A 25,322-nucleotide genomic window follows, 5' to 3' on the forward strand; every position below is an offset into this window, starting at 1 on the left:
TGCATTGGTGATAACTACGAGGCTGTCCTAGCGTCGGTCGCATGTCCGTGGATCTGAATCTGCTCACCGCGCTGGACGCCCTGCTCGAGGAGCGCAGCGTGATGGGCGCGGCGGAGCGGCTGCACCTGTCGTCGCCGGCGGTCAGCCGGACGCTGGGGCGCCTCCGCAAGCTCACCGGCGACGACATCCTGGTACGCACCGGCCGCTCGATGACGCCCACGCCGTACGCGCTGGCGATCCGCGACGACGTCCGCCACCTGATCCGGCAGGCTCACGACGTGCTCACGCCGCGCCGCGAGGTGGAGCCGGCGACCCTGGACCGGATCTTCACCGTTCAGTGCAACGACGCCCTCGCCACCTCGCTGGCGCCCGTGCTGGTCGCCGGGATCCACGCGCTGGCGCCCCGCGTACGGCTGAGGATCCTGGGCGAGAGCACCGTCGACACCGGCGGCCTGCGGCAGGGCCAGGTGGACCTGGAGCTCGGCACCGGCCGCCCGAGCCTGCCCGAGTTCCGGTCCGAGACCCTCGGCCACGACTCCCTGATCGTCGTCATGCGCCCGGATCATCCCTGCGGCAAGAGCCTCGACCTGTCCTCGTACGCGGCCGAGCAGCACGTGCTCGTCTCCCGCCGGGGGCGGCTGACCGACCCGATCGACGACCTGCTCGCCGCCGAGGGCCTGGGCCGCCGGGTCGTCGCCACCGTCGCGAGTCTCACGATGGCCCTGCGCATCGCGAGCCGCAGCGACATGCTGGTCACCACCACCGCGCTGATCAGCCGTCCGGTCGTCGAGAGCTTCGGCCTGATCACCCGTCCGCTGCCGGCGCCGGTGCCGGCGGCCCCGATCAACTGCACGTGGCACCAGCGCAACGATTCGGACGCCGCGCACGCCTGGCTCCGTGACCAGATCCGGGCCGCCCTGGCGGAGGTCTGCCGGACGACGCCCGCTACCGGCCCAGCATCCAGCGGGTGAAGGCCACGTAGTTGGTGGCGAACTCGTCCGGGGTCGCGGAGTTCTCCACCTTGCTGGACAGCTCGTTGACCTGGGCGTAGTGCGGCAGCCGGTCACGCTGGTAGGCGGCGAGCGCAGCCGGGATCTCCGGCGTGGAGGTGAGCAGCCGGGCCAGCACCAGCGGATCCTCCACGCCCAGCGACGCACCCGCGGTGATGTGCGGAGACAGCGCGTGCGCGGCATCGCCGACCAGGGCGACGCGGTGCGAGACCCACTGGGTCAACGGCGGGACGAGCATGATCTGGTTGTGCAGGATCTTGTCGTCGGGACTCGACTCGATCAGGGCCAGCAGGGCCGGGTTCCAGCCCGTGGTGTCCAGGAAAGCGGCCCGTTCCGCGGCCTGTTGCTTCGGCGTGCCCGCCAGCGGATCCGCGTCGAACTGGTTGACCAGCCAGTACACGGTGCCGTCGGCGGTGGGCACGTAGCCGCCGCGGGTGCGCTGCTCGCCCAGCACGATGACGCTCGTGTCGACGGTGACCCCGGGGGGTGGCGGGACGACCGAGCGCCAGGCGTGGTGTCCCTGGTGCTCGATCGCGTCACTGCCGGGCGCCAGCAGGGACCGGACGACCGAGTAGGCGCCGTCCGCGCCGATGAGCAGGTCCGCCTGGGCGGAGGTCCGGTCGTCGAAGTGGGCCGTCACGCCGGTGTCGGTCTCCTCGTAGCCGACCAGGCGCGAGTTCAGGCGGATGTTGTCGTGGCCCACCGCCTCGGCCAGCAACGCGTTCAGCTTCGGACGGTTCACCAGCAGGTAGCGGTGGTCGTCCGGGGAGAACCCGGGCGGGTCGATGAGCCGGCCGGCCGGGTCCCGGAAGTACATCTCGGCCGGCCGGCCGATGGCCCGGAGCTGCCGGCCCAGCCCGAGCTCGTCGAAGACGGCCAGCGCGTTGGCCCACAACCCGAGCCCGGCCCCGGCGGCGCGGATCTCGGGGGCCTGCTCGTGCACGACGGCGTCGATGCCGGCGGCTTGCAGAGCGATGGCACTGGTGAGCCCGACGATTCCGCCGCCGGCGATCATTGCCCGCATGTGGTCGATCCCTTCTCGTTCACTGCTACGACGCGGTGCTTTCCCTTGCTGGCTATGCGGTACAGATCAGGATTGCCCTCCCACGGCGCGGTGCGCACGATGGCCCAGCGCCGGATCAGCCATTGCTCCGGGCCTTTGATCAGTTCCAGGCGCCAATAGCCGCGCATGACGCAGAAGTCGACGCCCGGCGTCGGAAGGTGGTGATAGGCGACCATGTGCGCCCGGCCGGTCACGCCCGCGCCGGTCGCGTCGAGGAGCAGGTCGGAGCTCGCGTGGTGGGTGGCGGCGAATCCCTCCAGCACAGTGCGGGCTTTCGCGGTCAGCTCGTCGGCCGTCAGTTCCTCGGCGGGTGCGCCGGACTGTCCGGACTGATCGAGCGTCACCCGGTCGGCGAACAATTGCCGGAAGCGTTCCCAGTCCTTGTCGTCCTGGGCGTGGGCCAGAGCGGCGACAACTCCGGCGATCTGCAGGTGGTCGAGCGGGGTGATGTTCATCGTGGGCACAACGCTAGGAAACATCAGCGGCAATAGCCAATGCGAAATGGTGAAGCAATGATTTACCGGGACGCAATCGATCAGGCGAGTGCGCGTACCAGCAGAATGAGGCCGATGGCGGTGCCGAAGGTGACGATGAGCGCTTTCAGAATGCGCGTGGGCAGACGCCGGGCCAGCAGCGCACCCGCGTAGCCGCCGACGATCGTCGAGGGGGCCAGGACCAGCACGACCGGCCAGTCGACCGGGCCGAACAATGCGAAGGTCAGCAGGGTGACGGCGCCGACGGTGGCGGACAGGACGTTCTTGAGGGCGTTGAGGCGGTTCAGCGTCTCGTCGAGGACCAGGGCGAGCGCGGCCACGTACATGACGCCCATCGCGGCGCCGAAGTAGCCGCCGTAGACCGCGCCGGCGAAGACGACGACCGGCAGGGTGATCACCTGCCGGCGCGGGCCGAGCGCGCGCGGATGACCGACCAGGTCGCGCAGCCGGTCCTGGAAGAACAGCGCCGCGGCCGCGGCCAGCACCAGGAACGGCACGATGAGCTCGAACGCGCGGGCGGGCGTGGCCAGCAGCAGAGCGCAGCCCGCGGCCGAGCCGGCGACACACGCGGGCAGCACCCACGGGAGCCGGTGCCGCTGCCCGGCCAGGTCGGCCCGGCTGCCCAGCACGCTGGACAGGTAGCCGGGAAAGACCGACACGGAGTTCGTGACGTTCGCCGGGACCGCGGGCAGGCCGGTCATGACCAGGGCCGGGAACGTGATCAGGGACCCGCCACCGGCCAGCGCGTTCACCCCTCCCGCGAGGACGCCGGCGACGATCAGCAGGAGGACGCGTTCGAGATCCACTGTGGCTGTCGGCCCTTCACCGGGATGCCGGCCCGCCAGACCGCCGAGATCCTGGACGGGTCCGCGAGCAGGGAGACGTCGCGCAGCGGGTTGCCGTCGACGATCACGACGTCCGCGTCGTAGCCCGGCCGCAGCTGCCCGGAGAGCGGCGCCTGCCGGCCCAGGGTGGCCGGGCCGTTGGCGGTGGCGGCCTCGATCACCTCCAGCGGCTCCATGCCGATCTCGTGGAGCAATCCCGCCTCGCGCCCGTGCCGTCCCCAGGCGGCCGGGGCATCACCGGTGCTCTGGATGTCCGACCCCATCGCGATCCGCACGCCGGCCCGATGGGCCCGGGCGATGTTCTCCCGGTGCAGCTGGGCGATTCCCCGCAACTTCCGGATCGCGTACGGCGGCAGCAGCTCGCTGTCCAGCAACTCCCGGACGATCGTGAGGGTGGGCACCAGAATCGCCCCGGCCTCCGTCATCGCCGCGCACGCCTCGTCGTCGAGGTAGCTGCCGTGCTCGATGGTCAGCACGCCGGCCTCCAGCGCCGCCATGATCCCGGGCTTGCCGTGGCAGTGCGCCGCGACGCTGCGTTCGGCGAGCCCGGCGACCTCCACGACGGTGCGCAGCTCCCGGACGGTCAGCTCCTGATGGACCGGATCGTCGATGACGCTGAGCACGCCGCCGGACGCGCACACCTTGATGATCCGGGCGTTGTGGCGGAGCTGCTCGCGTACCGCTTTGGCGCACTCGGCCTCGCCGTCCGCCAGCCGGAAGCCGGCGCCCGCGCGACCGCAGTCGTGCACCCATGCCGTAGGCAGGGTGTGGATGTCGCCGTGGCCGCCGGTGGCCGACAGCACCGAGCCCGCCGCGTAGATCGCCGGGCCCGGCACGAAACCCTCGGCGACCACCGGAGCCAGGTGCAACCCCATCCCGCCGAGCTCCCGGATGCTCGTGACACCGGCGTCGAGCGCGCGGCGCAGGCTCTGCGCACCCCGGGCGGCGCGGGTCGCGGGATGCTCCTGCACCAGCCGGGCGAAATCGAAGGTGCCCGGACGGCCCCCGTTGAGGTGCGTGTGGCAGTCCCACATGCCCGGCATGACGGTACGGGCCCGGACCGGCTCGGCCGCCGGGGATCCGGCCGGGGCACCGCCGCGCGGGCCCGCGTAGGTGATGACCGGGCCGTCCATGACGACGACACCGTCGGAGACGGGCGCACCGCGGCCGGGGATCAGCAGATCCGCCTCGATGCGCTGCCCGCTCACGCGGTCCTCGCGATCACCGGCACCGTCAGCCGGCTGGGATGCCGCGGTCCGTGGAAGATGCGATTGACGGTGACCCGGCCGCCGGCCGTGGGGTTGCGGTCGTATCGGGGGAAGTCGCTGCCGGCGACCTCGAGCCGGATGCGGTGTCCGGGCCGGAAGACGTTGGAGGTCACGCCCAGCTCGATCGTCGCCTCGACGATCTCGCCCGGCTCCAGCGGCTGCGGCCGGCGCAACGAGCTCCGGTAGCGCATCCGGCAGATGCCCTCGCACAGGATGATCGCGCGCCCGTCGGGGAAGACGTCGACAAGCTTTCCGGTGACGTCGGTGTCGGCCGCGGTCGAGGACACGTGCACGGTGAGGGTGACGTGGCCGGTGACTTCCAGCGGCGCCTCGAGCGATTCGCCGGTGTAGCAGAGGACGTCGTCCCGAAGCTCCACGTCAGCCTGATCGGTGGGGCCGGCGAGTCCGTCGACGCCGAGGGTCGCTCCGCCCACGGTCGGGACCGGGTGGCGCGGATCGTCGGAGAACGAATCGCTGCGGTCCTCGACGGCGGGGGTGCGGTGCAGCCGTCCGTCGCCCGCGGAACTGTTGGCCCGTCCCGCACTGTGCAGGAAGTGGTCCTCGTACCGGGTGCCGGGCAGGGGCCAGTCGTCCTCGTCGCGCCACTGGTCGACGCCCATGACGAAGATGCGTACCCGCGCGCCGGTGCCGGTGTCGTCGTGACCCTTCACCCACCGGTCGAAGAACCGCAGATGCGCCTGGGTGATCGCCGCCGCCTTGACGGACCCGGCGAGCCCGAACGAACGGTCCGGGAAGACTCCGAGGTCGGCACCGTCACCGTGACCCCACGGGCCGATGACCAGCCGCTGCCCCTCCCGGGCCGCCGTACTGCCACCGCTGCGGCGCATGGTGGTGTACGAGCGGACGACCTCCCGCGCGAACACGTCGTACCAGCCGGTCAGGTTGAACGCCGGAACGGTGATCGCCGCACTGCGTTCCAGCGCGGACCGGGACTGCCAGTAGGCGTCGTAGTCGGGGTGGGCGAGCATCTCACCGAGCCAGGGCAGGCCCCGGACGATGGCGTCGCGACGGCCGATCAGCTGGTCGGCATCGCCGAGCGCACCCCGGATCTCGGCCGAGGGCCCGTCAATCTCCTGGCGTGACAGGTTGGCCATCGCCATGCGGGCCGACCAGTTGAGCAACGTGCCCTGCGCCAACGCGCCCTGCGCCGAGTGCCAGGCCCGGTACGGGTCGGCCGAGGTCATCAGGGGAGCGATCGCGCGCAGCACCGGCGGTGCCTGGGTGGCCGCCTGCCACTGCGGGAAGCCCATGTACGAGGCGCCCCACATCCCCGCGCGGCCGTCGCACCAGACCTGCCCGGCGAGCCAGGCCAGGGTGTCGACGGTGTCGCTCTGATCGAAGCGGTGCGGTTCCAGCAGGCCGGGGGAGTCCCCGGTGCCGCGTACGTCCTGGACCGCCACCAGGTAGCCGTGGTCGGCCAGGACCCGGAGGTCGGGCAGCTTCGGATTGCCCAGGTGGGCGGTGGAGGTCCGGCCGTACGGAGTGCGTGTCAGCAGGACCGGCCACGGACCGTTCCCGGCCGGTCGCCACAGATCGGTCGCCAGGGTGACGCCGTCGCGCATCGGCACGGCGACACCGGACTCGATGGACAGACTCATGAGAGTTTCGAGGAGGCGGTCGGCGCCAGCCGTACGGTGACCGCCGCACCGGCCAGAATAGGCCCGAGCCGCGGCCTGATCTCGGCTTCGAAAAGCGGATCCCGGTGCACCCGGGCGACGACTTCTTCGCGTTCTTCCGCGTCCCGGAACCTGCGGATCCAGACGAAAGCGTCTTCGTCGCCGGTATCGGTGAACGCGCCTACGACAATCATTCCGGCGGCCTCGTGCACCGGAATGACCTGCTCCTCCATCCACCGGGCCAGTTCCTGGCCGCGGCCCGGCACCGCCGTTTCCCGCCGAATCTCGTAGAACACGCCAAGCTCCTTTTCGGCTTCCCGGTTGCCTTGCGGCCAGGCTAAGCCGGGAGCTCGACGTGTTTCCAATGTCCTTTGGTTAACCGGTGATTTACCGTCGTGCAATCTGCCGGCCGGCGGTCGATCAGGCGACGACGCCGAAGCCGCCGGTCCAGGCGATCTTCTCGCCGGCGGCCAGGGTGAGCTGCAGGAAGCCGATCGCTTCGAGCTCCCGGGCCCGGCTCAGGGCGCCCGCGTCCACGGCGCGCAGGCCACCGGTGGTGATCACACCCGCCAGCAGGGCCTTGGCGTCCGCGTCGTCGCCGGCGATCAGGACGGTGGTCGGCAGCGAGCCGACAGCCCCCGAGACCAGGGTGGCGGCGAAGTTGGTGTTGAACGCCTTGAGCACCTGGGACTGCGGCAGGGCGCGCGCGATGTCGGCGGCGGCCGAGGAGTCGGCGGCGACGGTCAACGAGTCGAACGTCTCGAAGTTCAGAGGATTGGTGATGTCGACGACGACCTTGCCGGCGAGCTGGTCGGCGCGCTCGGCCAGAATGGCCGGCACGGCCCCGTGGGGGACGGCCAGGACGACGATGTCGCCGGTGACCGGCTTGCCGGTGTCGGAGGAGCTGAACACCTCGACGGTGTTGCCGCCCTTGGTGACCAGGCCGGCGATCGCCGAGCCCATGTTGCCGGTGCCGATGATGCTGATGTGCGCCATGACCGTTCCTCTCGGTGAAGTGAATTTACTTGAAGCAACAACTAATACCGTAGGCTGATTTACTTGAAGCTGCAACTACCTGGGCCGAGGTGTAACGGGAGACACCCCGCTGCGACCGGCGAGGTCGGCGTGCTGGTGGCTGGTCGGGTGACCGGGCTGCGCCGGCTGGACACCGATCCAGGTGGACATCGAGGCTTCCGCGAGCGATGGCGTGGCGGACCGGGACGGCACCGCGATGATCGGCAGCGACGCGCCGTGCAGCAGCCGGATGGCGGTCCGGCCGAGCAGGAGGTTGAACACCGGCCCGTGCCCGCGGTTGCCGATGACGAGCACGTCGGCCCGCGCCGCGCTGACCAGATCGAGGATCTTCCGCGGCACGTTGCGGGTGGTGGTCCGGGACGACAGCACGGTGGCGTCGATGCCGTCGTCCCGGAACCGCCGGACCGTCCGGTGCAGCCCGTCGAGCACGGCTGCGCTGTCCTCGGCCAGAAAGCCGGACCTGCTGATGGTCACCTCCTGGACGTGGATGATCACCAGCTTGCCGCCGGTGGCCCGGGTGAGGCCCTCCGCGACGGGCAGTGCGTCGGACGCCGACGCGGAACCGTCGGTGGCCCAGGCGATGGTCGTGAACATGGCCCCTCCTCGAGACGTGCGATGGTTGCCGACGCGCGGCAAAGTGGAACGTCCGTCGCTGCGTGCGGCGTGCATGTCCGCGTGGTCCGGACCGCGTCACCATCGGACCAGGCGTCGGACCTGACCGATCGCCGTCGCAGCGCCCTCGGGCACACCGAGACATCGAACGCCCCGGTGCGCGTTCGCCGGCCTTCCCCCCGTGGGCCGCTGGAGTGCATCGTCGCGAGCGCGTTCCGATGTACCGCCCTCGGCTGTGCCGTGCCGGTGCGCGAGGCGACACCGGGCAGGTCCGACGCTTCCTCCTGCCGTTGCCCCGGACCGGGCTACGGCCGTGGCGGTGTCCGGTCGTCGGGGGAGCGGAGGTGGTGGGTCAGCCAGATGCCGCCGCTCACGGCGGCCACGCACACCGCGATGAGCGCCATCCCGCGGCTGCCCATCAGCACGGCGAAGCCCATGACCAGCGCGGCCGCGAGCAACCACCCCCGTGCGGTCATGCCCCGCCATTCCTGGGGTGAGCGCAGCGGGAGCCGGCCGAATCGCTGCGTGAACTCCGGATCGTCGGACCGCAAATCCTGTTCGATCTGTGTCAACCGGCGCTGTTCGGCGTCGTTGAGCATGTCTGTCTCCCTTCGGGTCGGCGACGGTGTCGTCGCGTCAGTGCACGTCCCGGGGCGCGGGCACCACCAGCACCGGGCACGAGGCGTGCTCGATCAGGCCGCGCGACGTCGAACCCATCACCAGGCCGCGGAATCCGCCCCGGCCCCGCGTACCGACGACCAGCAGGCCGGCCGCGGTGCGGTGCGCGAGGTCGATCAACGCGGCCGCGACCGAGTCGCCCGGTACGACCTCGGTGCGGTACTTGACGTCGGGATGGCGCGTACCGGCCCCGAGCGCACCCGCGTCGCCCGCGGTGGCCCAGAACGCGGAGCTGCTGCCGGCCGGCTGATGGTGGGCCACGATCAGCTCGACGTCGCGGAGTTGCGCCTGCGCGAAGGCGACCTCGGCCGCCCGGTTGGCCCCGGGCGAGCCGTCGGTGCCGAGCACGATCGGCGCGCCTTCCGGCGGACGGTTTCCGCGTACCACCACGACCGGGCAGCGGGCATGGGCTGTGGCCTGGGTGGCCACCGAGCCGACCAGAAGCCCGGCGAACCCGCCCAGCCCGCGATGGCCGAGGACGAGCAGCTGGGCATCGCCGGAGGCGTCGACCAGTACCCCGCCGGGTGATCCGTCGATCAGGCGGGTGGTCACCGCCACCAGCGGGTGATCGGCGCGGACCTCGTGCGCGGTCCGCGCCAGGAGATCCAGCATCGCCGACCGCGGACCCTGATCATGCTGATCGTAGGGCGCGTGGAACGGCGGCAGGATCACCGGCCAGCCGAACGCGTGCACGATCCGCAGGCTACAGCCGCGCCGCTGCGCTTCCCGGGCGGCGTGGTGAACGGCCGACAGAGCTGCCGTCGAACCGTCGAATCCGACCAGTACCGGAAGCGGTGAAGCGGAACGCATGATGATTCCTTTCTGATCCGTCTCGGAGCCCTCTGCTGACCGGGCGGTGGCCGGCGATCGCAGCCGCCACTTCCACCATGGGCTCGGCCGCGGCTCACCGGCAGGCTCCACGGCGGACAAGTCGGCGACCGTGGACTGCCGGGCACCGGCAATGGGCTGGTTCGGCGGCCACGTTGATTGCCGGCCGTCCGCAACGAAGAGCGCCCGGATTGGTGGCTCGCTCACCTGCCCGGTCGCCGGAGTCGCGACAACCATGGTGCTGCGGACCCGTTTCCCAGCACTGGAGGCAGAGATGAGACACCTCAACCTCATCGTCGGCGTCGACGGCTCGGAGCAGAGCCGGGCCGCGTTGCGGTGGGCCGCCGCGGAGGCCCGGCGCCAGGACGCTCCACTGAGGATTGTCACCGCCTTTGACGCGCCGGAGGTCAGCGCGCGACAGGCCGGCGAGATCACGGCCGCGGCCGTCGCGGAGGCGCGGGCAATGGCGCCGGGCGTCGAGGTGTCCGGCGCCGCTGTCGTCGGTGATCCGGCCTCGGTCCTGCTGCGGGCCGGCCGCACCGCGGCCATGCTGGTGGTCGGCAACCGGGGGCACGGAGGCTTCGCCAGCCTGCTGCTCGGCTCGGTCAGCCGGCGGGTGGTCACCCGGGCGACCGGTCCCGTGGTCGTCGTCCGCGGCCGGCGCGAAACCCCGTCCGGCCCGGTCACGGTCGGCGTCGACGGTTCGGCCGCGGCGAACCGCGCTCTGGCGCTGGCGTTCGACCAGGCGCAGCGGCGTGACGGCGAACTGCTCGTGGTGCGCAGCTACCCCATGCCGATGCCGCCGTACGGGATGGCCGTGCCGCCGTTGCCCTACGACCCGGACGCGGTCCGGCGGGACGTGGTCCGTGACCTCGAGGCGACCCTGACGCCGTGGCGGGACAGGTACCCCGCCGTGCGGGTGAGGACCCTCGTCGAGCCGGGCAGCCCGGTGAAGAACCTGATCGACGTGTCCCGCGAGGCGGGGCTGCTCGTCGTCGGCAGCCGTGGGCTCGGCGCGCTGGTCGGCAGCCTGCTCGGCTCGGTCGGCCGGCAGCTGCTCCACCACGCCGACTGCCCGGTCATGATCGTCCACCCGGAACCGCGGACCGCCCTGCGTCCGCGCCGGGGGAGCGGCCGGGAGGGGCGGCTGATTGCCGGGCGTCGGCAGGAAGTGAGGCCGTAGATCGGCCGGTGCCGGCCCTCGCCGGCCGGCCGGCCCGCGGAGACGATGGTGGGTCGGTGCAACCGCAGAGATGAGGTACGACGTGTCTTCCGTGTATCAAGGGCGTGGCTCGCCCGGCGAGGTCGCGGTCATCGGGGCGGGGATGGTGGGCCTGTCCACCGCCTGGTTCCTGCAGGAGGCCGGCGTACAGGTCACGGTGTACGAGCGGCAGCAGGTCGGCGCGGGCGCGTCCTGGGGGAACGCCGGATGGCTGACGCCGGCGCTGACCGCACCCCTGCCGGAGCCGGCAGTGCTGCGCTACGGCCTGCGGGCGGTGCTGAGCCCCCGGTCACCGGTGTATCTGCCGCTCAGGGCCGACCGGAACCTGCTGCGTTTCCTCGCCTCGTTCGTCAGCCACAGCACAGCTCGGCGCTGGAAACGCGGGATGGCCGCCTACGTCCCGCTCAACGAGCGTGCGCTGGAGGCGTTCGACGTGCTGGCCGCGGGCGGCGTCACCGCGCCCACGACGAAGGCGGCCACCTTCCTCGCCTGCTTCGCCCGCGAGCGCGACGCCCGCGGTCTGCTGGCCGAGCTGGAGCAGATCGGCGCCGCCGGTCAGCACGTCGACTACCACCGGGTCTCCGGCCGCCGGGCCCGGGTCATGGAACCGGCGCTGACCGGTCAGGTCGGTGCCGCCGTGGAGATTCGCGGGCAGCGCTACCTGCACCCGCCGGAGTACGTCCGGTCCCTGGCCGCGGCGGTGCGGGCCCGCGGCGGCCGGATCGTCGAAGACGCCGAGGTGACCGACCTGCGGCCCGGGCCCGACGAGGTCAGCGTGGTCCGCCGATCCGGCGAACAGGCCCGGCACGACGCGGTGGTGGTCGCCACCGGGGCTGTCCTGGGCGCCCTGACCGCACGCTTGGGGGTGCGGCAGCCGGTCCAGGCCGGTCGCGGCTACAGCTTCAGCGTGCCGGCCGCGCGGATGCCCGCCGGGCCGCTGTACTTCCCGCGGCAGCGGGTCGCCTGTACGCCGCTGAGCGGCCGGCTGCGGGTGGCCGGGATGATGGAGTTCCGGCGCCCCGGCGACGCCCTCGATCCGCGGCGGATCGCTGCCGTTGTGGAGGCCGTACGCCCGTTCCTGGCCGGCGTGGACCTCGACGACCGCCGTGACGAATGGGTGGGCTCACGCCCGTGCACCGCGGACGGGCTGCCGCTGGTCGGACCGACCGCCGCTCCGCGGGTGTTCGTCGCCGGCGGCCACGGCATGTGGGGCATCGCGCTCGGTCCTGTCACCGGGCAGTTGCTGGCCCAGACCGTGCTCAAGGGCGAGGCGCCGCCCGAGCTGGCGCCGTTCGACCCGCTGCGCTGACCGGCAGCCGGCGCACCGGCTGTCGCGCCCGGCGCGAACCGGCCGAGGCCCTCCCACGGGGCCGTTGCCGCCATGAACGACCACCGGGGCGAAGCCACGCGGCTTCGGCCCCTTTTGTCATCCCGCTTCCTCGAAAGGCAATCCCATGAGCATCGACCACCGGACCGGCGACCACGGCCGGCTCGCCGACCTGCGCGCGTCCTTGTCGGACGACTTCGCCACCCAGACCGCCCGGCTGCGGGAACTGACCGAGATCAACGCCGACACCGGAGACCCCGGCGAGGCCCACAACCGGGCCGAACTGCTGGTCGCCACCCGGCGCACCATCGAGCAGATCACCGGCGCCCTGCACCGCATCGCCGAGGGCACCTACGGCGCCTGCCAGAAGTGTGACCGCACCATCCCGGTGGAGCGGCTCGAGGTGCTGCCGCACGCCCGCTTCTGCGTGCCGTGCCAGGAGAGGGCCAACGGATGACGTAGGCGGCGGTTGCCGTGCCGCCGAGGCGACACGGCAACCCCGGTCAATTACACGGCGGCGGCCGGCGCGGTCCCAGGCCCCCGCCTCGGCGATCTGTCCTGCGGCGCCTGGGCGAGCTCGTCGGCCAGCCGTTGCATGAGGGCGGCCAGGGTGCCGCGATCGGTGTCGGACCAGCCGTCGAGGGCCTTCTCGAACAGGCGCACGCCGGCCCGGTCGATCGTCTGCAGCCGCTGCCGGCCCTCGTCGGTCGCGGTGAGCAGGACCGCTCGCCGGTCGCCCGGATCGCTGTGGCGGGTGACGACGCCGCGCTCTTCGAGGCGGTGCACCTGGGGGGTGACCGTCGACTTGTCCACGCCGTGCCATGAGGCGAGATCCGAGACGCGGACCGGGCCGTGCCTGACGATCATCCGCAGCAGCGTGATGTCGTTGGTGGACAGGGTCTGCGCCGCGGCGCCGAGCAGCGATCGGCGGACGTCGCCGCGATGGGCCCACCACAGCAGGGTGGTGAACGCCTCCTGGACCCGTTCGGCGGGTCGGGTGTCGTCGGGGAGCACGTGCCGGAGATTACCACCAGTTGGTTTGCCCCAACCAACTATGTGCGATATGGTTGGGCCATACCAACTATTGGAGGGTGGCGAGCAGTCGTGGTCACCATGGCGGTCCTGATCCGCGGCACGCGTCCGGCCGGGGAGTCCGTCCACCGCTCGGCGGAGTTCGGCAGTTGTCGCGAGGCCGAGCGCATGGCGGGCCGGCTTTCCGGCGCCGGGTTCCCGGTCGAACGGGTCGGCATCGTCGGGACCGGTCTGCGGGCCGAGCCGGCGACCGCCCGCCCCGACAAGACCGGCACCGACCGGACCGGCCGCCACCAGGCCCGGGCGGTGCTGCTCGGTGCCGGCCTCGGCGCCTGGCTGGGCCTGCTGACCGGGCTGGTGCTCGGGCTGTTCATCGCCGGGCCCGCCTGGCCGGGCGTGCTGCTGGGCGGCCTGCTGATCGGTGCCTTCCTCGGCGGCCTGGTCGGGTTGCTCACCCACTGGGCCGTCGACCAACGGACCGGACAAGCCGGCCCGAGCGTGATCCGGGGCAGCGATCCGCCGTCGAGGTCGACCCGGCCTGCACGGCCGAGGCTGTGCGGGTGCCCGACCGGCCGGAGCCACCGCGACGCCAGGTCCGCCGGCCCCACCGCGGTGGTTGACACCGCTGGATCCGAGACGACATGTTGATCCTGGAGGCCGACTCATGGAGCTGCAGAGAACCGCACTGCCCGGGACGGGCGTGGCGTACTCGCTCGCCACAGCCGAGGGGCAACACATCGGCGTGCTGGCTCATCTGAGCGGCCGGCGGGACCTGATCTCCTACGACCCGCAGGACCCCGAACGGGTGCTGCACAGTGTGGAGCTGGACCAGAGCGAGGCCCGGACAGTCGCCCACCTGCTCGACCTCCCGGTCTTTGTGGACCAGGTGACCGCCCTGGCCCGTGGGCTCGACGGCGTGGAAGCCGTGCGCATCCCGGTCGCGGCGGGCTCGCCGTACTGCGGGCGCAGCCTGGGCGACACCCGCGCCCGTACCCGCACCGGCGCTTCCGTCGTGGCAGTGGTCCGCGACGGCCGGGTGATTCCTTCACCCCGGCCTGATTTCGAGTTCCTCCCGGGCGACGGCGTCGTCGCCGTCGGCGACGACGCGGCCACAGCCGCGCTGCGGGAACTACTGATCGACGGCTGACCCGCCGCCCGCGCGAGACCGCGGGTGGAGAAGGGACGACGCATGCTCGTACTGCTGACAGTTCACCTCATCGCGGCGATGCTCGCGCCGCCCCTGGTGCGGTGGCTGGGCCTGCGCGCGTTCTCCGTCCTGGCCCTCGTGCCGGCCGCCGGGCTGGGCTGGGCGCTGACCCACACCGCCGCGATGCGCGAAGGACGTGCGGTCGCCGAGGTGTATCCGTGGGCCGGCCGGCTCGGCCTCGAGCTGGCTTTCCGGATGACCACGCTGTCCTGGCTGATGGTGCTGCTCGTCGGTGGCGTGGGCGCGCTGGCCCTGGTCTACTGTGGCCGCTACTTCACCGCCGCTGAGCCGGGATCGGGCCGCTTCGCCGGGGTCTTCGTCGGATTCGCCGGTGCGATGCTCGGCCTGATCGTGTCCGACAACCTGATCGTGCTGTACGTCTTCTGGGAGCTGACCACGGTCTTCTCCTACCTGCTGATCGGGCACGACCCGAGCAGCCGGGCCGCCCGGCGGGCCGCCCTGCAGGCGCTGATCGTCACCACGCTGGGCGGGCTGGCGATGCTGGTGGGGGTCATCATGCTCGGCGAGCACGCCGGCACCTACCGCTGGTCGCAGGTGGTGGGCGCACTGCCGGACGGCGGCTACCTCGCGGTCGCGGTGATCCTGCTGCTGCTCGGCGCCCTCTCCAAGTCGGCGATCTTCCCGTTCAGCTTCTGGCTGCCCGCGGCGATGGCCGCACCGACGCCGGTCAGCGCCTATCTGCACGCGGCGGCGATGGTCAAGGCCGGCGTGTTCCTGGTGGCCCTGCTGGGCCCGGCGCTCGCCGACGCCGCGTCCTGGCGTCCGACAGTGCTGATCGCCGGCACGGTCACCCTGCTCTTCGGCGGCTGGACGGCGCTGCGTCAGCACGACCTGAAGCTGCTGCTCGCGTACGGCACCGTCAGTCAGCTCGGTCTGCTGGTCGTCGTCCTCGGGGCCGGCTTCCGGGACGCGGCGCTGGCCGGGGCCATGATGCTGCTGGCGCACGCGATGTTCAAGGCGGCCCTCTTCTTCGTGGTGGGCATCATCGACCACACCACGGGCACCCGTGACCTGCGCGAGCTCAGCGGCCTGCGGCGTTCGGCCCCGGCGCTGTGGGTGGTCACCGTCCTCGCCGCGGCCTCGATGGCCGGCGTGCCGCCGCTGGCCGGTTTCGTCGGCAAGGAGGCCATCTTCGAGGCGTTCCTGCACGGTGGCCGGTGGGAACAGCTCGTACTGGCCGGCGTGGTCAGCGGATCCGCGCTGACCGTCGCGTACACGTTGCGTTTTCTCTGGGGTGCGTTCTCCGACAAGCCGGCAGTGGCTCCCCGCACGGTCCATCGGGTGTCCTGGGCCTTTCTCGCGCCGGCGGCGCTGCTGGCGGCCGGCGGCCTCGTGGCCGGGCTGGGCGCCGCGCCGCTCGACGGCCTGCTGGCCGGTTATGCCGGCCTCTACAGCGATGAGGGCGGCTACCACCTCGCCGTATGGCACGGTCTGACGCCGGCGCTGGCATTGTCCGCGCTGGTGCTGGCCGCAGGTGCAGCCGTGTTCGGGCTGACCCTGCGGACCCGGTGGTGGCGGCGGCTGCGGCTGCCGATGGACGGAGCCACCGGCTATGAGCGGTCGGCGGACGGGTTGGGCCGGCTCGCGGTCGAGGTCACCGGGGCCACCCAGCGCGGCTCACTACCGGTCTATCTGGGCACCATCCTGCTCGTGCTCGTCGTGCTGGGCGGCGGTGCCCTGGTGGCCGGCCGGCCCTGGCCCGGCCGGTTCCACCTGTGGGACAACCCGCTGCAGCTCGTCCCGGCGGCCGTGCTGGTCGTCGCGGCCGTGTTCGCGACCCGGGCCCGGCGCCGGCTGGCCGCGGTGGTCCTGGTCGGCGTGACCGGGTACGCGACCGCGGTCCTGTTCGTCCTGCACGGCGCGCCGGACCTGGCGCTGACCCAGTTCCTGGTCGAGACCTGCACGATGGTGATGTTCGTGCTGGTGCTGCGGCGGCTGCCCGGGCACTTCTCGGTACGCCCCCTGGTGGCGAGCCGGCGCATCCGGGTGGCCATCGGGATCGCGGTCGGCGCGGTCGTCTCGGGCCTGGCCTACGTCGCCACCGCGGGCCGTCAGGCCACCGCGATCTCCACCGCCTTCGGAGAACCCGCGGTCTCGTACGGCGGCGGCCGCAACATCGTGAACGTGACCCTGGTCGACATCCGGGCGTGGGACACGATGGGCGAGATCTCCGTCCTGCTGGTCGCGGCCATCGGGGTCGCCAGCATGGTCTTCGGCGGCTCCCCGCGGCTCCTGCGCCCGCGGCGGCCACCACCGCCCACCCCGCCCCGGGGCCAGGTCTGGCTGATGGCGGGCCACACCCTCGACGCGGGACTGCGTTCACCGATCCTCGAGGTGGTCACCCGTCTGGTGTTCCACACCATCGTGCTGTTCTCCGTATACCTGCTGTTCGCCGGGCACAACGCGCCGGGCGGCGGCTTCGCCGGTGGTCTGGTCGTCGGGCTGGCCCTGGTCCTGCGTTACCTGGCCGGCGGCCGGCACGAGCTGGACGCGGCCGCGCCGGTCGACGCCGGTGCGGTGCTGGGCACCGGCCTGTTCATCGCGCTGGGCACCGGTCTGACCGCCATGTTCCTCGGTGGCGAAGTGCTGCAGAGCGCCCTGCTGGACTGGCACCTTCCGGTGCTCGGGCACGTCCATTTCGTCACGTCGACGTTCTTCGACGTCGGTGTCTATCTCGTGGTCATCGGCGTGATCCTGAACATTCTGCGCAGCCTCGGCGCCGAGATCGACCGGCACGAGCAGGCCGAGCGCGTCGCGGCCGAGGCCCGGCCGGAGGAGGAGCTGGTATGAGCCCGAACCTGGTTCTGGTGATCGTCGTCGGTGTGCTCTTCGCCGCCGGCGTCACCCTGCTGCTGGAACGCAACCTGACCCGGGTCATCCTCGGCATCACGCTGCTCGGCAACGGGGTGAACCTGCTGATCCTGCTGGGCGGCGCGTACGGCGGACCACCGATCGTCGGCCGCACCCCCGAGGACGAGATGAGCGATCCGCTGACCCAGGCGATGATCCTGACCGCGATCGTGATCACGCTGGGCATGACCGCCTTCCTGCTGGCCATGGCCTACCGCAGCTGGCTGCTGACCGGTCACGACGACGTGCAGGACGATGTCGAGGACCGGCGGATCATGCAGCGGGCCGAACGGGACCAGGGCCTGGAGGACGAGGACGACCCCACCACCGAAGGGACCCCACGATGACCTGGCTGGTTCCGCTGCCGGTGGTCATACCGCTGGTCGGCGCGGCTGTGACGCTGCTGCTGCGGCGGCATCCGAATCTGCAACGGTCGGTGAGCCTGCTCGCCCTCAGCGCGACCCTCGCCGTCGCCGTGGCCCTGCTGGCGCTCACCGCGGGCGGGGGACCGCTGGTCGTCGACGTCGGTGGCTGGGCCGCGCCGCTGGGCATCGTGCTCGTCGCCGACCGGCTCGCGGCACTGATGCTCGTGGTCTCCGCCGCGGTGACCCTCTGCGTGCTCGTGTACTCCATCGGTCAGGGTCTGGCCGACGGGGACGACGCCACGCCGGTGTCGGTCTACCACCCGGCGTACCTGATCCTCACCGCCGGGGTGACCAACGCCTTTCTGGCCGGTGACCTGTTCAACCTCTATGTCGGCTTCGAGATCCTGCTCGCCGCCAGCTACGTGCTGATCACCATCGGCGCCACCGAGAGCCGCATCCGCGACGGCACGACCTATGTCGTGGTCAGCCTCCTGTCCTCGTTGATCTTCCTGACCGCGATCGGCCTCATCTACGCCGCCACCGGCACGCTGAACCTCGCGCAGCTCGCCGGCCGCCTCGACGCGCTGCCCGAAAGCCTGCAACTCGGCCTGCAGAGCATGCTGCTGCTCGCCTTCGGGATCAAGGCCGCGGTCTTCCCGCTGTCGGCGTGGCTGCCGGACAGCTACCCGACGGCCATCGCGCCGGTCACCGCGGTCTTCGCCGGCCTGCTGACCAAGGTCGGCGTCTACGCGATCATCCGCACCCAGACGCTGCTGTTCCCCGACGGCCCAGCCTCCGGCATCGTGCTGGTGGCCGCGCTCCTCACCATGATCGTCGGCATCCTGGGCGCGGTGGCGCAGTCGGACATCAAGCGGCTGCTGTCCTTCACCCTGGTCAGCCACATCGGATACATGCTGTTCGGGATCGGGCTGGCCACGGACGCCGGGCTGTCCGGCGCCATCTTCTACGTCGTGCACCACATCATCATCCAGACCACGCTGTTCCTGGCCGCCGGGCTGATCGAGCGCCGGGGCGGCACCACGACCCTGGACCGGCTCGGCGGGCTCGCCCGGCTGGCCCCGGTCCTCGGCGTGCTGTTCTTCCTGCCCGCCCTCAACCTGGCCGGCATCCCGCCCTTCTCGGGATTCCTCGGCAAACTCGGGCTGCTGCAGGCCGGGGTGGCCGCCGACGGCGTGCTGGCCTGGCTGCTGGTCGGCGGCAGCGTGGTGACCAGCCTGCTCACCCTCTACGCGATCGGCCGCGTCTGGAACCTGGCCTTCTGGCGTACGCCCCGCGAGCCGGAAGCCGCCGCGGCGAGCCCCGTCACCGGCCGGGTGCTGCCGCGGCTGATGGTCGGCGCGACGCTCGCGCTCGTCGTGCTGGGCACCGGTCTCACCGTGGTCTCCGGACCCCTGTTCGACGTCACCAGCCGGGCGGCGGCGGAGCTGCGCGACCGTGAACCGTACGTCCGTGCCGTCTTCGGGGAGGAGACACCATGAGCCGGACAGCGCCGGCGACCGCCCGTACCCGTTGGCGTGACCGCATCGTCACGACGGCCGTGCTGGTCACCGGGTGGATGCTGCTGTGGGGGGTCTTCTCCTGGGCCAACCTGATCAGCGGGATCCTGGTGTCGGCCGTCGTGCTCGCGGTCTTCCCGCTGCCGCCGGTGACCTTCGCCGGGCGTCCGCGTCCGCTCGGGCTGCTGCGCCTCGCCGGGCGGTTCCTCACCGACCTGGTCGCCGCCAGCGGGCAACTGGCCGTGCTCGCGTTCCGCTTCGGTCACCAGCCCCGCAGCGCCATCATCCGGGTGCCGCTGCGCGTCCCGTCCGACCTCGTCCTCACTCTGACCGGCGAGGCCGTCTCGCTGGTGCCCGGCAGCCTCATCGTGGACACCGACCAGGCCTCCACGACGCTGTACATCCATGTCATCGGGGTCTCCGACCGCGCCGCCGTCGAGAAGTTCCGGCGCAGCGTGTACGAGACCGAGGCGCGCATCGTCCGGGCCATCGGCTCCGATGCCGAGATCAGCATGCTCGACGGCCGGGCCCCGGCCGGAAGGGAGCACCACCCGTGATCATCGTCGGTATCACCGTGTCCGCGCTGCTGTTCGCCGCGGTGTCTCTCGTGCTGGTCCGCATCGTGCGCGGACCGACCACGCTGGACCGCATCGTCGCCGTCGACGTGCTGCTGGCCATCGTGGTGTGCGCGATCGCCGCCGAAGCCGCCTACACCCGCGACGCGACGTCGCTGCCGATCCTGGTCGTCCTGTCGATCCTGGGCTTCATCGGCTCGGTCAGCGTCGCCCGGTTCTCCCCGCGGAGCCGGCGATGACCGGGCAGACCGTCGCCGACATCCTCGCCGGCACCTGCCTGATCTCCGGCGCGCTGCTCAGCCTGGCCGCCGGGGTCGGCCTGCTGCGCTTTCCCGACCTGCTCTCCCGCATGCACGCGGCGACCAAACCCCAGGTGCTGGGCCTGCTGCTCATCCTCGCCGGTACGGCGTTGCGGCTGCAGAACACCATCGACATCACCACCCTGGTGCTGATCGGCGTCTTCCAGCTCGTCACCGCACCGGTCGCCGCGCACATGATCGGCCGGGCGGTCTACCGGTCCGGGCAGGTGCGGGCCGACCTGCTGGTGGTCGACGAACTGGCCGACGACCGCACGAACGGGGGACCGGAACCGCGGCATCGGTCCCCGGAGCGCTAGCTGCCGTACCGGTCGAACGGGACCGTCCAGTCGCCCAGGCCGTTCCAGATCGGGAGCTCGCGCGGGGTGTTCTTGACGTCGACGATGTCGCCGACGAGGAAGTTGTTGTAGACCCACTTGGCGTCGGCCGTGGTGAGGTTGATGCACCCGTGCGACAGGTTGGCCCGGCCCAGCGAACCGTTCCACGGCGCGGCGTGCAGATACTCACCCGAGTAGCTGATCCGGGTGCAGAACTCGATGTTCTCCGACACGTAGTAGTTCGGGTCCTTGGGGTCGGTGACGCCGTAACTGGCCGAGCTCATCGTGTGCTTGCGCTTCTTGCCCAGCACGACGTGCGGACCGCCCGCCGTCCAGTAGCTGATGCGCTCGCCGTTCGCCCCGGTCGTGCCGCCGCCCTTGCCGAGGCTGCTCTTCATCGTGCGAACGAGCTTGCCGTTGATGTACACCTTGGTCAGGTGTGTCCGGTTGTCACTGACGGCGATCAGCTGCCGGCCGATCCGGAAGTTCGTGGACGCGTTCTTCGCCCCGTACGTCGTCTTGCCGAGCTTCACGCCGTACATGTTGACGCTGACCTTGATGGTCGTCCCGGCGGCCCAGTATTTCGCCGGCCGCCAGTGCACGGTCTTGTCGTCCTTCCAGAAGAACTTGCCCTTCACCGCGGGCAGAGTCGTGATCTCGATGGCCTTCTCGGCCGCCTTCTTGTTGACGGCGCGGCTGAAGGCGACGATCACCGGCTGCCCGGCGCCGTACGTCTTGCCCTCTTTGAGGGCGAGCATGCCGTTGGCCTGGAACGTGACCCGGGCGACGTTCTCCGGCTTCAACGTGGTGAAGGTGGTGGTCTCGGTGGTCGCCTTGCCGGCACTGTCGGCGGCGGTGACGGTCACCGTGTACTTCTTGCCGTACGCGAGGTCCTCGCTCGACTGCCAGGTCCCGTCGTCCTGCATCTTGCCGTCGATCTTGGCCTTACCGGCGGTGACGGCGACCGACTGGAGCTTGCCGTCCGCGGCGCTGACGACGATCGGCTTCACCGGGAGAACATCGGCGTCCCCGTCCGCCGGCGTCACGCTCAGCTTGACAGGCGTAGCGACCGCCTGCTCGATGTTCGCCGCGGGCTCGACCCAGCCTGCGTTGTCGTCCGCCTTGCCGGATGAGGAACACCCGGCCGCCGTGGCAACCGCGGCCATGCCCACCGCGCCGATGATCACCTTGCGTCGCTGAATCATTACTCTCACATTCGAGGGAAGCCGACCGGCGCCATCCAGGGCCCTGCCCTCCTAGACGGGAGCGGGGCCCGAAACGTTGCGTCCGTCTTCGAAAGAGGATCATCTTGACAGATCTGGATGCCGGCCGGTAGCCCGGATCGATCGACGGTGTGACAACTCATCCAGGAACTCGGTGGCCCGCTCGGCCTGCCGCGGCTATCCTCACCGCGACGTTGTTGCCGATGATGGCCCGGGTGCGCCGCGAAGTGCCCTGTCTGATGACTTCTGATCCGAGGAGCCTGGTCGCTCCGGAGCGGTGAGCCCCGCGATCCGGGTACGGTCCGGTAAGGACCTCCGAGCCGCCCGGCGACGCCGCGGGCATCGCTGCTGGGGACATCTGATCGCGGCGGCGTTGTGGCCCATGCACGGGACGAATCTCGGCACACTCCTGCGCACTTGCGACGCGGTGGGTGCGTGTCTGGCCGTACCGCCGTACCGGTGGGTTGATGAAGCCCTCGCCCGGGGCAACACGCTGCGCCGGCCCAGCTGCGTGCACCGGGTCGGGGACCCGGCCGGCTGGCTGGCGGCCGAGCGGGCCGGCGGCTCGCGCATGGTCGGGGTGGAACTGGCCGACGAAGCGATCCGGCTGGCCGAGGTGCCCGTCGCCGACCGGCGGACCGTCATGGTCCTCGGCCACGAGGCCACCGGCATCCCACCTCAGGCGCTCGACCTGCTCGACTACGCGGTGGAGATCCCCATGGTGGGAACCGGCCACAGCCTCAACGTCGCTGTCGCCGGCTCCCTGGTGCTCTACAAACTCGCCGGACTCGCCTGACCGCTCACCGGACGTAGTGCCGCAGTCGCACCGTCTCTCCGCGCGGACCGCTCCAGGCTGCCGTCGTCGTGTGCGTGTACCGCCATCCGGTGGCCTCGGCGAACGCGGCCGCGGGGGAGTCCGGCTTGTCGACGAGGTGGAGGATCAGCCGGCCGCCGGCCCATACGCTCACGTGGTCGAGCAGAGCGCTGGCGACTTTCAGGCGCCGGGCCGCCGGCGCCACGAACAGGCGGGTGACCTCCCGGCCGTTCCGCACGGCGACGTGCCCGTCGATGACGCCGGGTGAGCTCTGGGCGACCCAGGCCTGGTCGAGCTGCGGCCGGTCCAGCCAGGCCCGGGGATCCGACGGCCATTTCAGCGGATAACCGTCGGCCAGGCGCACCTCACGCAGCACTTCCACACACTGGCCGAGGTCCTCGGACCGCCGGGCTCGGATGGTCAGGGGCCGGATGGTCAGGTTGCTCACCCGCCCATCATGAAGCAACGCCACCCCGTACCGCGAAACGATCGGCCGGCCCCGACGGTTGACGGAGGCCTGGTCATCGGCAATAGTAAGGCGCGTGCCTAAGTATCACGACGATCTCGACGCCGTGCTCCGCGCGCTTGCGGATCCGACGCGCCGGGCCGTCGTGGAGCGGCTGGCCAGGTCGCCGGCCGTCGTGTCCGAGCTCGCGGCCCCGTTCTCGATGGCCCTGCCGTCGCTCATGCAGCACCTGCGCGTCCTCGAGGACGCCGGGCTGATCACCTCGGAGAAGCACGGCCGCGTCCGCACCGTGAGCCTGCGGCCGGGCGCCCTCGACGTCCTGCACCTGTGGCTCGACGAGCAGCGCACCCCGGCGGAACGGCAGGCCGACCGGCTCGGCATCCACCTGACCCGGACCAACCCGAAGGAAACCTGACATGACCCGTGTTCGTATCGACCTGTTCGCCTCGCTCGACGGCTACACCTCGGCCGGCCAGGCGCCGGACAACCCGATGGGGGAGGACTGGGGGCCTCTCACCGCGGCCTACGCGGCGACCCGCACGTTCCACCAGCGCGTCTTCGCTGACACCAGCGGCGCCGGCACGACCGGTGTCGACGACTCCTACGCCGCCTCGCATTTCGAGGGGATCGGCGCCGAGATCATGGGTGCGGCCATGTTCGGGCTGCACACGTTCCCCGACGACCCGGACTGGAAGGGCTGGTGGGGTGACGAGCCGCCGTTCGGTACTCCGGTCTACGTCCTGACCCACACCGCGCCGCGCCCGTCGATCCCGATGCCGGGTGGCACCACGTTCCACTTCCGCGACACCGCCATCGAGGACGTGCTGGCCGAGGCGACCGAGGCGGCCGGCGGTCTCGACGTACGCGTCGGCGGCGGGGTGAGCACCGCCCGCGACTTCCTGCGCGCCGGCCTGGTCGACCAGCTGCATGTCATGATCGCGCCGATCGTGCTCGGCCGGGGCACCCGGCTGTGGGACGACCTGCGCGGCCTCGAGACCACCCACAAGGTGACGACGGAAGTGGCCGAGAGCGGCACCATCCACGTCACCTTCGCGCGTTAGGACCCCGCCGATGACGATCGAACGCCGGCTCGCCCGCTCCGGTTTCAGCCTGACCCGTGACTACCCGGTTCCCGTCGCGCGCGTCTGGGACTCGTTCGCCGAGGAGAAGCAGAAGCTGTCCTGGTGGGGCGCCGGCGACGCGATGGAGCCCCGGGAGTGGGCCTTCGACTTCCGCGTCGGCGGACGCGACGTCGCCGAGGGCAAGTTCCACAACGGACCGCTCTCCCGGTACGAGGCCACGTACACCGACATCGTCGAGCACGTCCGTATCGTGACGACGTACGACATGTGGCTCGACGGGACGCACATGTCGACGTCGGTGGCGTCGCTCGAGTTCGATCCGATCGACGACGGCACCCGGTTCACGCACATCGAGCACGGCGTGTTCTTCGACCAGTTCTGGGCCGACGGGCCCGGGCGCGAGCGAGGCACCCGGGGCCTGCTCGAAGCGCTGGGCCGATACCTGGGGTGAGTGGCCGTGGCAGGATGACCCAGTTCTGGCTTGAAGCGCAGCTGAACGTCGACACCAGCCGGGGCCCGCTCGGCGACGCGGCGTACGTCTGGTTCGACACGCTGACCCGGGCGCTGACCCCCGCCGAGCGGGCCGAGCTGGCCGGCCTGCCGGCCGCCACCCGGATCAACCCGCTGGCGGAGCGCCCGCAGGGCGAGCCGGGCCAGCTGTACGGCCTGATCGAGGTCGACCGGTCGATCGACGGCGGCTACCCGCGCACCGAGCGTCGCCACCTGTCCGACGAGGGCCTGGAGTGGCTGCAGGGCGAGCTGGCCGACCTGCCGGAGAAGGTGACGGTGTGGATCGGGCGCTTCACCGAGAACGGGTTCCTCGGCGGCCGGCTGCTGTACGCCAAGGCGTGGCCGTTGCGCGACAACCAGGGTTGGCTGGTCCTGGACGCTCAGGTGCCGGCCGATGAGTTCACCGACCCGGACTCCGGACGGGCCGAGCAGCAGCGCTGGCTCGGTGCGATCCGGCAGGCCGCGGACCGGCTCAACCCGAGCTTCGGCCAGATCGACTACTGGCGGGACAAGGGCAACACCGGGCTGGAGAGATGCTCCGTCGGGCCGGCCAAGAACGCCCAACTGGCGATTCCGCAGACCCGTGAGCGGCTGCGGGGTTACGCCTGGCTGACGATCGCCGCGCAGGAGCTCGCGGACAAGCTCGGTGGCGCCGCCGCGCTGGCCGCCACCGGCGCGTTCGCCGAGGTGGAGCCACTCACCGAGGGCGGGCTCTGGCTCCTGGCCACGGAGGACTTCGCCGACTACGGGATGAAAGCCGCGGAAGCGGTGTTCCACGCGGTGGCTCCCGCGCTGCCTCCCGGCCGGCCCCGGGAGCGGCACGACTACGGCGAGCCGCCGATGTTCGTGGTGATCGCCGACCCGTCCGAGCAATGAGGCCGACCCTGGCTGTGTGATGTCGGATCCGGGCCGGACTGTTCGTGGTTACGGTGAACGCCGCCCACCGGGGCGTCGTCACGACCATGGGAGGGGCGGGCCGATGTCGCATCCACACGCCAAGGTTCACC

General features: G+C 71.4%; 30 protein-coding genes. 17 read left to right on the forward strand and 13 right to left on the reverse strand.

Features of this window, described 5'->3' with window-relative positions; all coding sequences use genetic code 11:
• Positions 1–41 precede the first annotated feature (41 nt).
• Positions 42–971, forward strand: coding sequence for a LysR family transcriptional regulator (locus tag AB0C12_RS42355; protein WP_360556712.1), 930 nt, complete (start codon positions 42–44; stop codon positions 969–971).
• Here the strand turns inward: AB0C12_RS42355 and AB0C12_RS42360 are convergent.
• From AB0C12_RS42360 to AB0C12_RS42405, 10 genes are all read right to left on the reverse strand, one after another.
• Positions 946–2,034 (reverse strand): FAD-dependent monooxygenase, encoded by a 1,089-nt coding sequence (locus AB0C12_RS42360; RefSeq protein ID WP_360556714.1) that lies wholly within the window; start codon positions 2,032–2,034, stop codon positions 946–948. The two genes, AB0C12_RS42355 and AB0C12_RS42360, sit on opposite strands and share 26 nt — an antisense overlap.
• Positions 2,022–2,528 carry a nuclear transport factor 2 family protein gene (locus AB0C12_RS42365; RefSeq protein WP_360556715.1) on the reverse strand — a complete coding sequence of 169 codons (507 nt, stop codon included), beginning with the start codon at positions 2,526–2,528 and terminating at the stop codon, positions 2,022–2,024. The genes AB0C12_RS42360 and AB0C12_RS42365 overlap by 13 nt, the downstream gene beginning before the upstream one ends.
• 80 nt (positions 2,529–2,608) lie before the next feature.
• The gene (locus AB0C12_RS42370; protein WP_360556717.1) at positions 2,609–3,373 is read right to left on the reverse strand and encodes a sulfite exporter TauE/SafE family protein; all 765 of its coding nucleotides are present in this window, start codon (positions 3,371–3,373) and stop codon (positions 2,609–2,611) included.
• Positions 3,346–4,545: an amidohydrolase family protein gene (locus AB0C12_RS42375; RefSeq protein WP_360556868.1), complete on the reverse strand. Its 1,200-nt coding sequence runs from the start codon at positions 4,543–4,545 to the stop codon at positions 3,346–3,348. The genes AB0C12_RS42370 and AB0C12_RS42375 overlap by 28 nt, the downstream gene beginning before the upstream one ends.
• 71 nt (positions 4,546–4,616) lie before the next feature.
• Positions 4,617–6,299, reverse strand: coding sequence for a CocE/NonD family hydrolase (locus AB0C12_RS42380; RefSeq protein WP_360556718.1), 1,683 nt, complete (start codon positions 6,297–6,299; stop codon positions 4,617–4,619).
• On the reverse strand, positions 6,296–6,613 hold the full coding sequence (locus tag AB0C12_RS42385) for an NIPSNAP family protein (protein ID WP_360556719.1): 318 nt from the start codon (positions 6,611–6,613) through the stop codon (positions 6,296–6,298). Before AB0C12_RS42385 ends, AB0C12_RS42380 begins: the two co-directional genes overlap by 4 nt.
• A 124-nt stretch (positions 6,614–6,737) precedes the next feature.
• Entirely contained in the window at positions 6,738–7,313 is a 576-nt protein-coding gene (locus tag AB0C12_RS42390) for an NADPH-dependent F420 reductase (protein ID WP_360556720.1), read from the reverse strand.
• A 75-nt stretch (positions 7,314–7,388) separates the two neighbouring features.
• Entirely contained in the window at positions 7,389–7,946 is a 558-nt protein-coding gene (locus AB0C12_RS42395) for a universal stress protein (RefSeq protein WP_360556721.1), read from the reverse strand.
• Between the two features lie 323 nt (positions 7,947–8,269).
• Complete coding sequence (locus AB0C12_RS42400; protein WP_360556722.1) at positions 8,270–8,563, reverse strand: DUF3040 domain-containing protein; 294 nt, start codon at positions 8,561–8,563, stop codon at positions 8,270–8,272.
• 37 nt (positions 8,564–8,600) lie between these two features.
• Positions 8,601–9,452 carry a universal stress protein gene (locus AB0C12_RS42405; RefSeq protein WP_360556723.1) on the reverse strand — a complete coding sequence of 284 codons (852 nt, stop codon included), beginning with the start codon at positions 9,450–9,452 and terminating at the stop codon, positions 8,601–8,603.
• Between the two features lie 292 nt (positions 9,453–9,744).
• Between AB0C12_RS42405 and AB0C12_RS42410 the strand changes: the two genes are divergently transcribed.
• The 3 genes from AB0C12_RS42410 (at position 9,745) to AB0C12_RS42420 (ending at position 12,476) form a co-directional block, all read left to right on the forward strand.
• Positions 9,745–10,653 (forward strand): universal stress protein, encoded by a 909-nt coding sequence (locus tag AB0C12_RS42410; RefSeq protein ID WP_360556724.1) that lies wholly within the window; start codon positions 9,745–9,747, stop codon positions 10,651–10,653.
• A gap of 91 nt (positions 10,654–10,744) precedes the next feature.
• The gene (locus AB0C12_RS42415) at positions 10,745–12,001 is read left to right on the forward strand and encodes an FAD-binding oxidoreductase (RefSeq protein ID WP_360556725.1); all 1,257 of its coding nucleotides are present in this window, start codon (positions 10,745–10,747) and stop codon (positions 11,999–12,001) included.
• 145 nt (positions 12,002–12,146) lie between these two features.
• Positions 12,147–12,476 carry a TraR/DksA C4-type zinc finger protein gene (locus AB0C12_RS42420; protein WP_360556727.1) on the forward strand — a complete coding sequence of 110 codons (330 nt, stop codon included), beginning with the start codon at positions 12,147–12,149 and terminating at the stop codon, positions 12,474–12,476.
• Between the two features lie 50 nt (positions 12,477–12,526).
• Here AB0C12_RS42420 and AB0C12_RS42425 read toward each other — a convergent pair whose 3' ends face one another.
• Positions 12,527–13,033, reverse strand: coding sequence for a MarR family transcriptional regulator (locus AB0C12_RS42425; RefSeq protein ID WP_360556729.1), 507 nt, complete (start codon positions 13,031–13,033; stop codon positions 12,527–12,529).
• A gap of 90 nt (positions 13,034–13,123) precedes the next feature.
• Between AB0C12_RS42425 and AB0C12_RS42430 the strand changes: the two genes are divergently transcribed.
• The 8 genes from AB0C12_RS42430 to mnhG are packed head-to-tail and all read left to right on the forward strand — an operon-like array spanning position 13,124 to position 20,202.
• Entirely contained in the window at positions 13,124–13,699 is a 576-nt protein-coding gene (locus tag AB0C12_RS42430; RefSeq protein ID WP_360556730.1) for a hypothetical protein, read from the forward strand.
• Positions 13,700–13,715: 16 nt separating this feature from the next.
• Positions 13,716–14,198, forward strand: a complete 483-nt coding sequence (locus AB0C12_RS42435; protein WP_360556731.1) for a TrkA C-terminal domain-containing protein — start codon at positions 13,716–13,718, stop codon at positions 14,196–14,198.
• A gap of 42 nt (positions 14,199–14,240) precedes the next feature.
• Positions 14,241–17,069, forward strand: coding sequence for a Na+/H+ antiporter subunit A (locus tag AB0C12_RS42440; protein ID WP_360556733.1), 2,829 nt, complete (start codon positions 14,241–14,243; stop codon positions 17,067–17,069).
• Entirely contained in the window at positions 17,066–17,476 is a 411-nt protein-coding gene (locus tag AB0C12_RS42445) for a Na(+)/H(+) antiporter subunit C (protein ID WP_360556734.1), read from the forward strand. The genes AB0C12_RS42440 and AB0C12_RS42445 overlap by 4 nt, the downstream gene beginning before the upstream one ends.
• Positions 17,473–18,993 (forward strand): Na+/H+ antiporter subunit D, encoded by a 1,521-nt coding sequence (locus AB0C12_RS42450; protein ID WP_360556735.1) that lies wholly within the window; start codon positions 17,473–17,475, stop codon positions 18,991–18,993. The genes AB0C12_RS42445 and AB0C12_RS42450 overlap by 4 nt, the downstream gene beginning before the upstream one ends.
• Positions 18,990–19,568, forward strand: a complete 579-nt coding sequence (locus AB0C12_RS42455; protein ID WP_360556736.1) for a Na+/H+ antiporter subunit E — start codon at positions 18,990–18,992, stop codon at positions 19,566–19,568. Before AB0C12_RS42450 ends, AB0C12_RS42455 begins: the two co-directional genes overlap by 4 nt.
• Complete coding sequence (locus AB0C12_RS42460) at positions 19,565–19,825, forward strand: monovalent cation/H+ antiporter complex subunit F (RefSeq protein WP_360556738.1); 261 nt, start codon at positions 19,565–19,567, stop codon at positions 19,823–19,825. The genes AB0C12_RS42455 and AB0C12_RS42460 overlap by 4 nt, the downstream gene beginning before the upstream one ends.
• Positions 19,822–20,202 (forward strand): monovalent cation/H(+) antiporter subunit G, encoded by a 381-nt coding sequence (gene mnhG / locus AB0C12_RS42465; RefSeq protein WP_360556739.1) that lies wholly within the window; start codon positions 19,822–19,824, stop codon positions 20,200–20,202. The genes AB0C12_RS42460 and mnhG overlap by 4 nt, the downstream gene beginning before the upstream one ends.
• Here the strand turns inward: mnhG and AB0C12_RS42470 are convergent.
• Positions 20,199–21,425, reverse strand: coding sequence for an Ig-like domain-containing protein (locus tag AB0C12_RS42470; RefSeq protein WP_360556740.1), 1,227 nt, complete (start codon positions 21,423–21,425; stop codon positions 20,199–20,201). The two genes, mnhG and AB0C12_RS42470, sit on opposite strands and share 4 nt — an antisense overlap.
• Positions 21,426–21,825: 400 nt before the next feature.
• Here AB0C12_RS42470 and AB0C12_RS42475 point away from each other — a divergent pair, with 400 nt between their 5' ends.
• The gene (locus AB0C12_RS42475; RefSeq protein WP_360556742.1) at positions 21,826–22,239 is read left to right on the forward strand and encodes a TrmH family RNA methyltransferase; all 414 of its coding nucleotides are present in this window, start codon (positions 21,826–21,828) and stop codon (positions 22,237–22,239) included.
• Positions 22,240–22,243: 4 nt separating this feature from the next.
• Here AB0C12_RS42475 and AB0C12_RS42480 read toward each other — a convergent pair whose 3' ends face one another.
• A complete protein-coding gene (locus AB0C12_RS42480) occupies positions 22,244–22,705 on the reverse strand; it encodes a GNAT family N-acetyltransferase (protein ID WP_360556744.1) in 462 nt (153 codons plus the stop codon).
• 94 nt (positions 22,706–22,799) lie between these two features.
• On the opposite strand from AB0C12_RS42480, the gene AB0C12_RS42485 reads away from it, so the two are divergent.
• From AB0C12_RS42485 to AB0C12_RS42500, 4 genes are read left to right on the forward strand one after another with little or no spacing between them, the layout of a single operon-like run.
• Positions 22,800–23,138: a metalloregulator ArsR/SmtB family transcription factor gene (locus AB0C12_RS42485; RefSeq protein WP_360556746.1), complete on the forward strand. Its 339-nt coding sequence runs from the start codon at positions 22,800–22,802 to the stop codon at positions 23,136–23,138.
• 1 nt (position 23,139) lies between these two features.
• Positions 23,140–23,784 carry a dihydrofolate reductase family protein gene (locus tag AB0C12_RS42490; RefSeq protein WP_360556747.1) on the forward strand — a complete coding sequence of 215 codons (645 nt, stop codon included), beginning with the start codon at positions 23,140–23,142 and terminating at the stop codon, positions 23,782–23,784.
• Positions 23,785–23,794: 10 nt separating this feature from the next.
• Complete coding sequence (locus AB0C12_RS42495) at positions 23,795–24,256, forward strand: SRPBCC domain-containing protein (RefSeq protein ID WP_360556749.1); 462 nt, start codon at positions 23,795–23,797, stop codon at positions 24,254–24,256.
• Positions 24,257–24,270: 14 nt separating this feature from the next.
• Positions 24,271–25,191 (forward strand): hypothetical protein, encoded by a 921-nt coding sequence (locus AB0C12_RS42500; RefSeq protein ID WP_360556751.1) that lies wholly within the window; start codon positions 24,271–24,273, stop codon positions 25,189–25,191.
• Positions 25,192–25,322: the final 131 nt, after the last annotated feature.

The sequence above is a fragment of the Actinoplanes sp. NPDC048967 genome (genome assembly GCF_040649415.1).
In the GTDB taxonomy this organism is placed as follows: domain Bacteria; phylum Actinomycetota; class Actinomycetes; order Mycobacteriales; family Micromonosporaceae; genus Actinoplanes.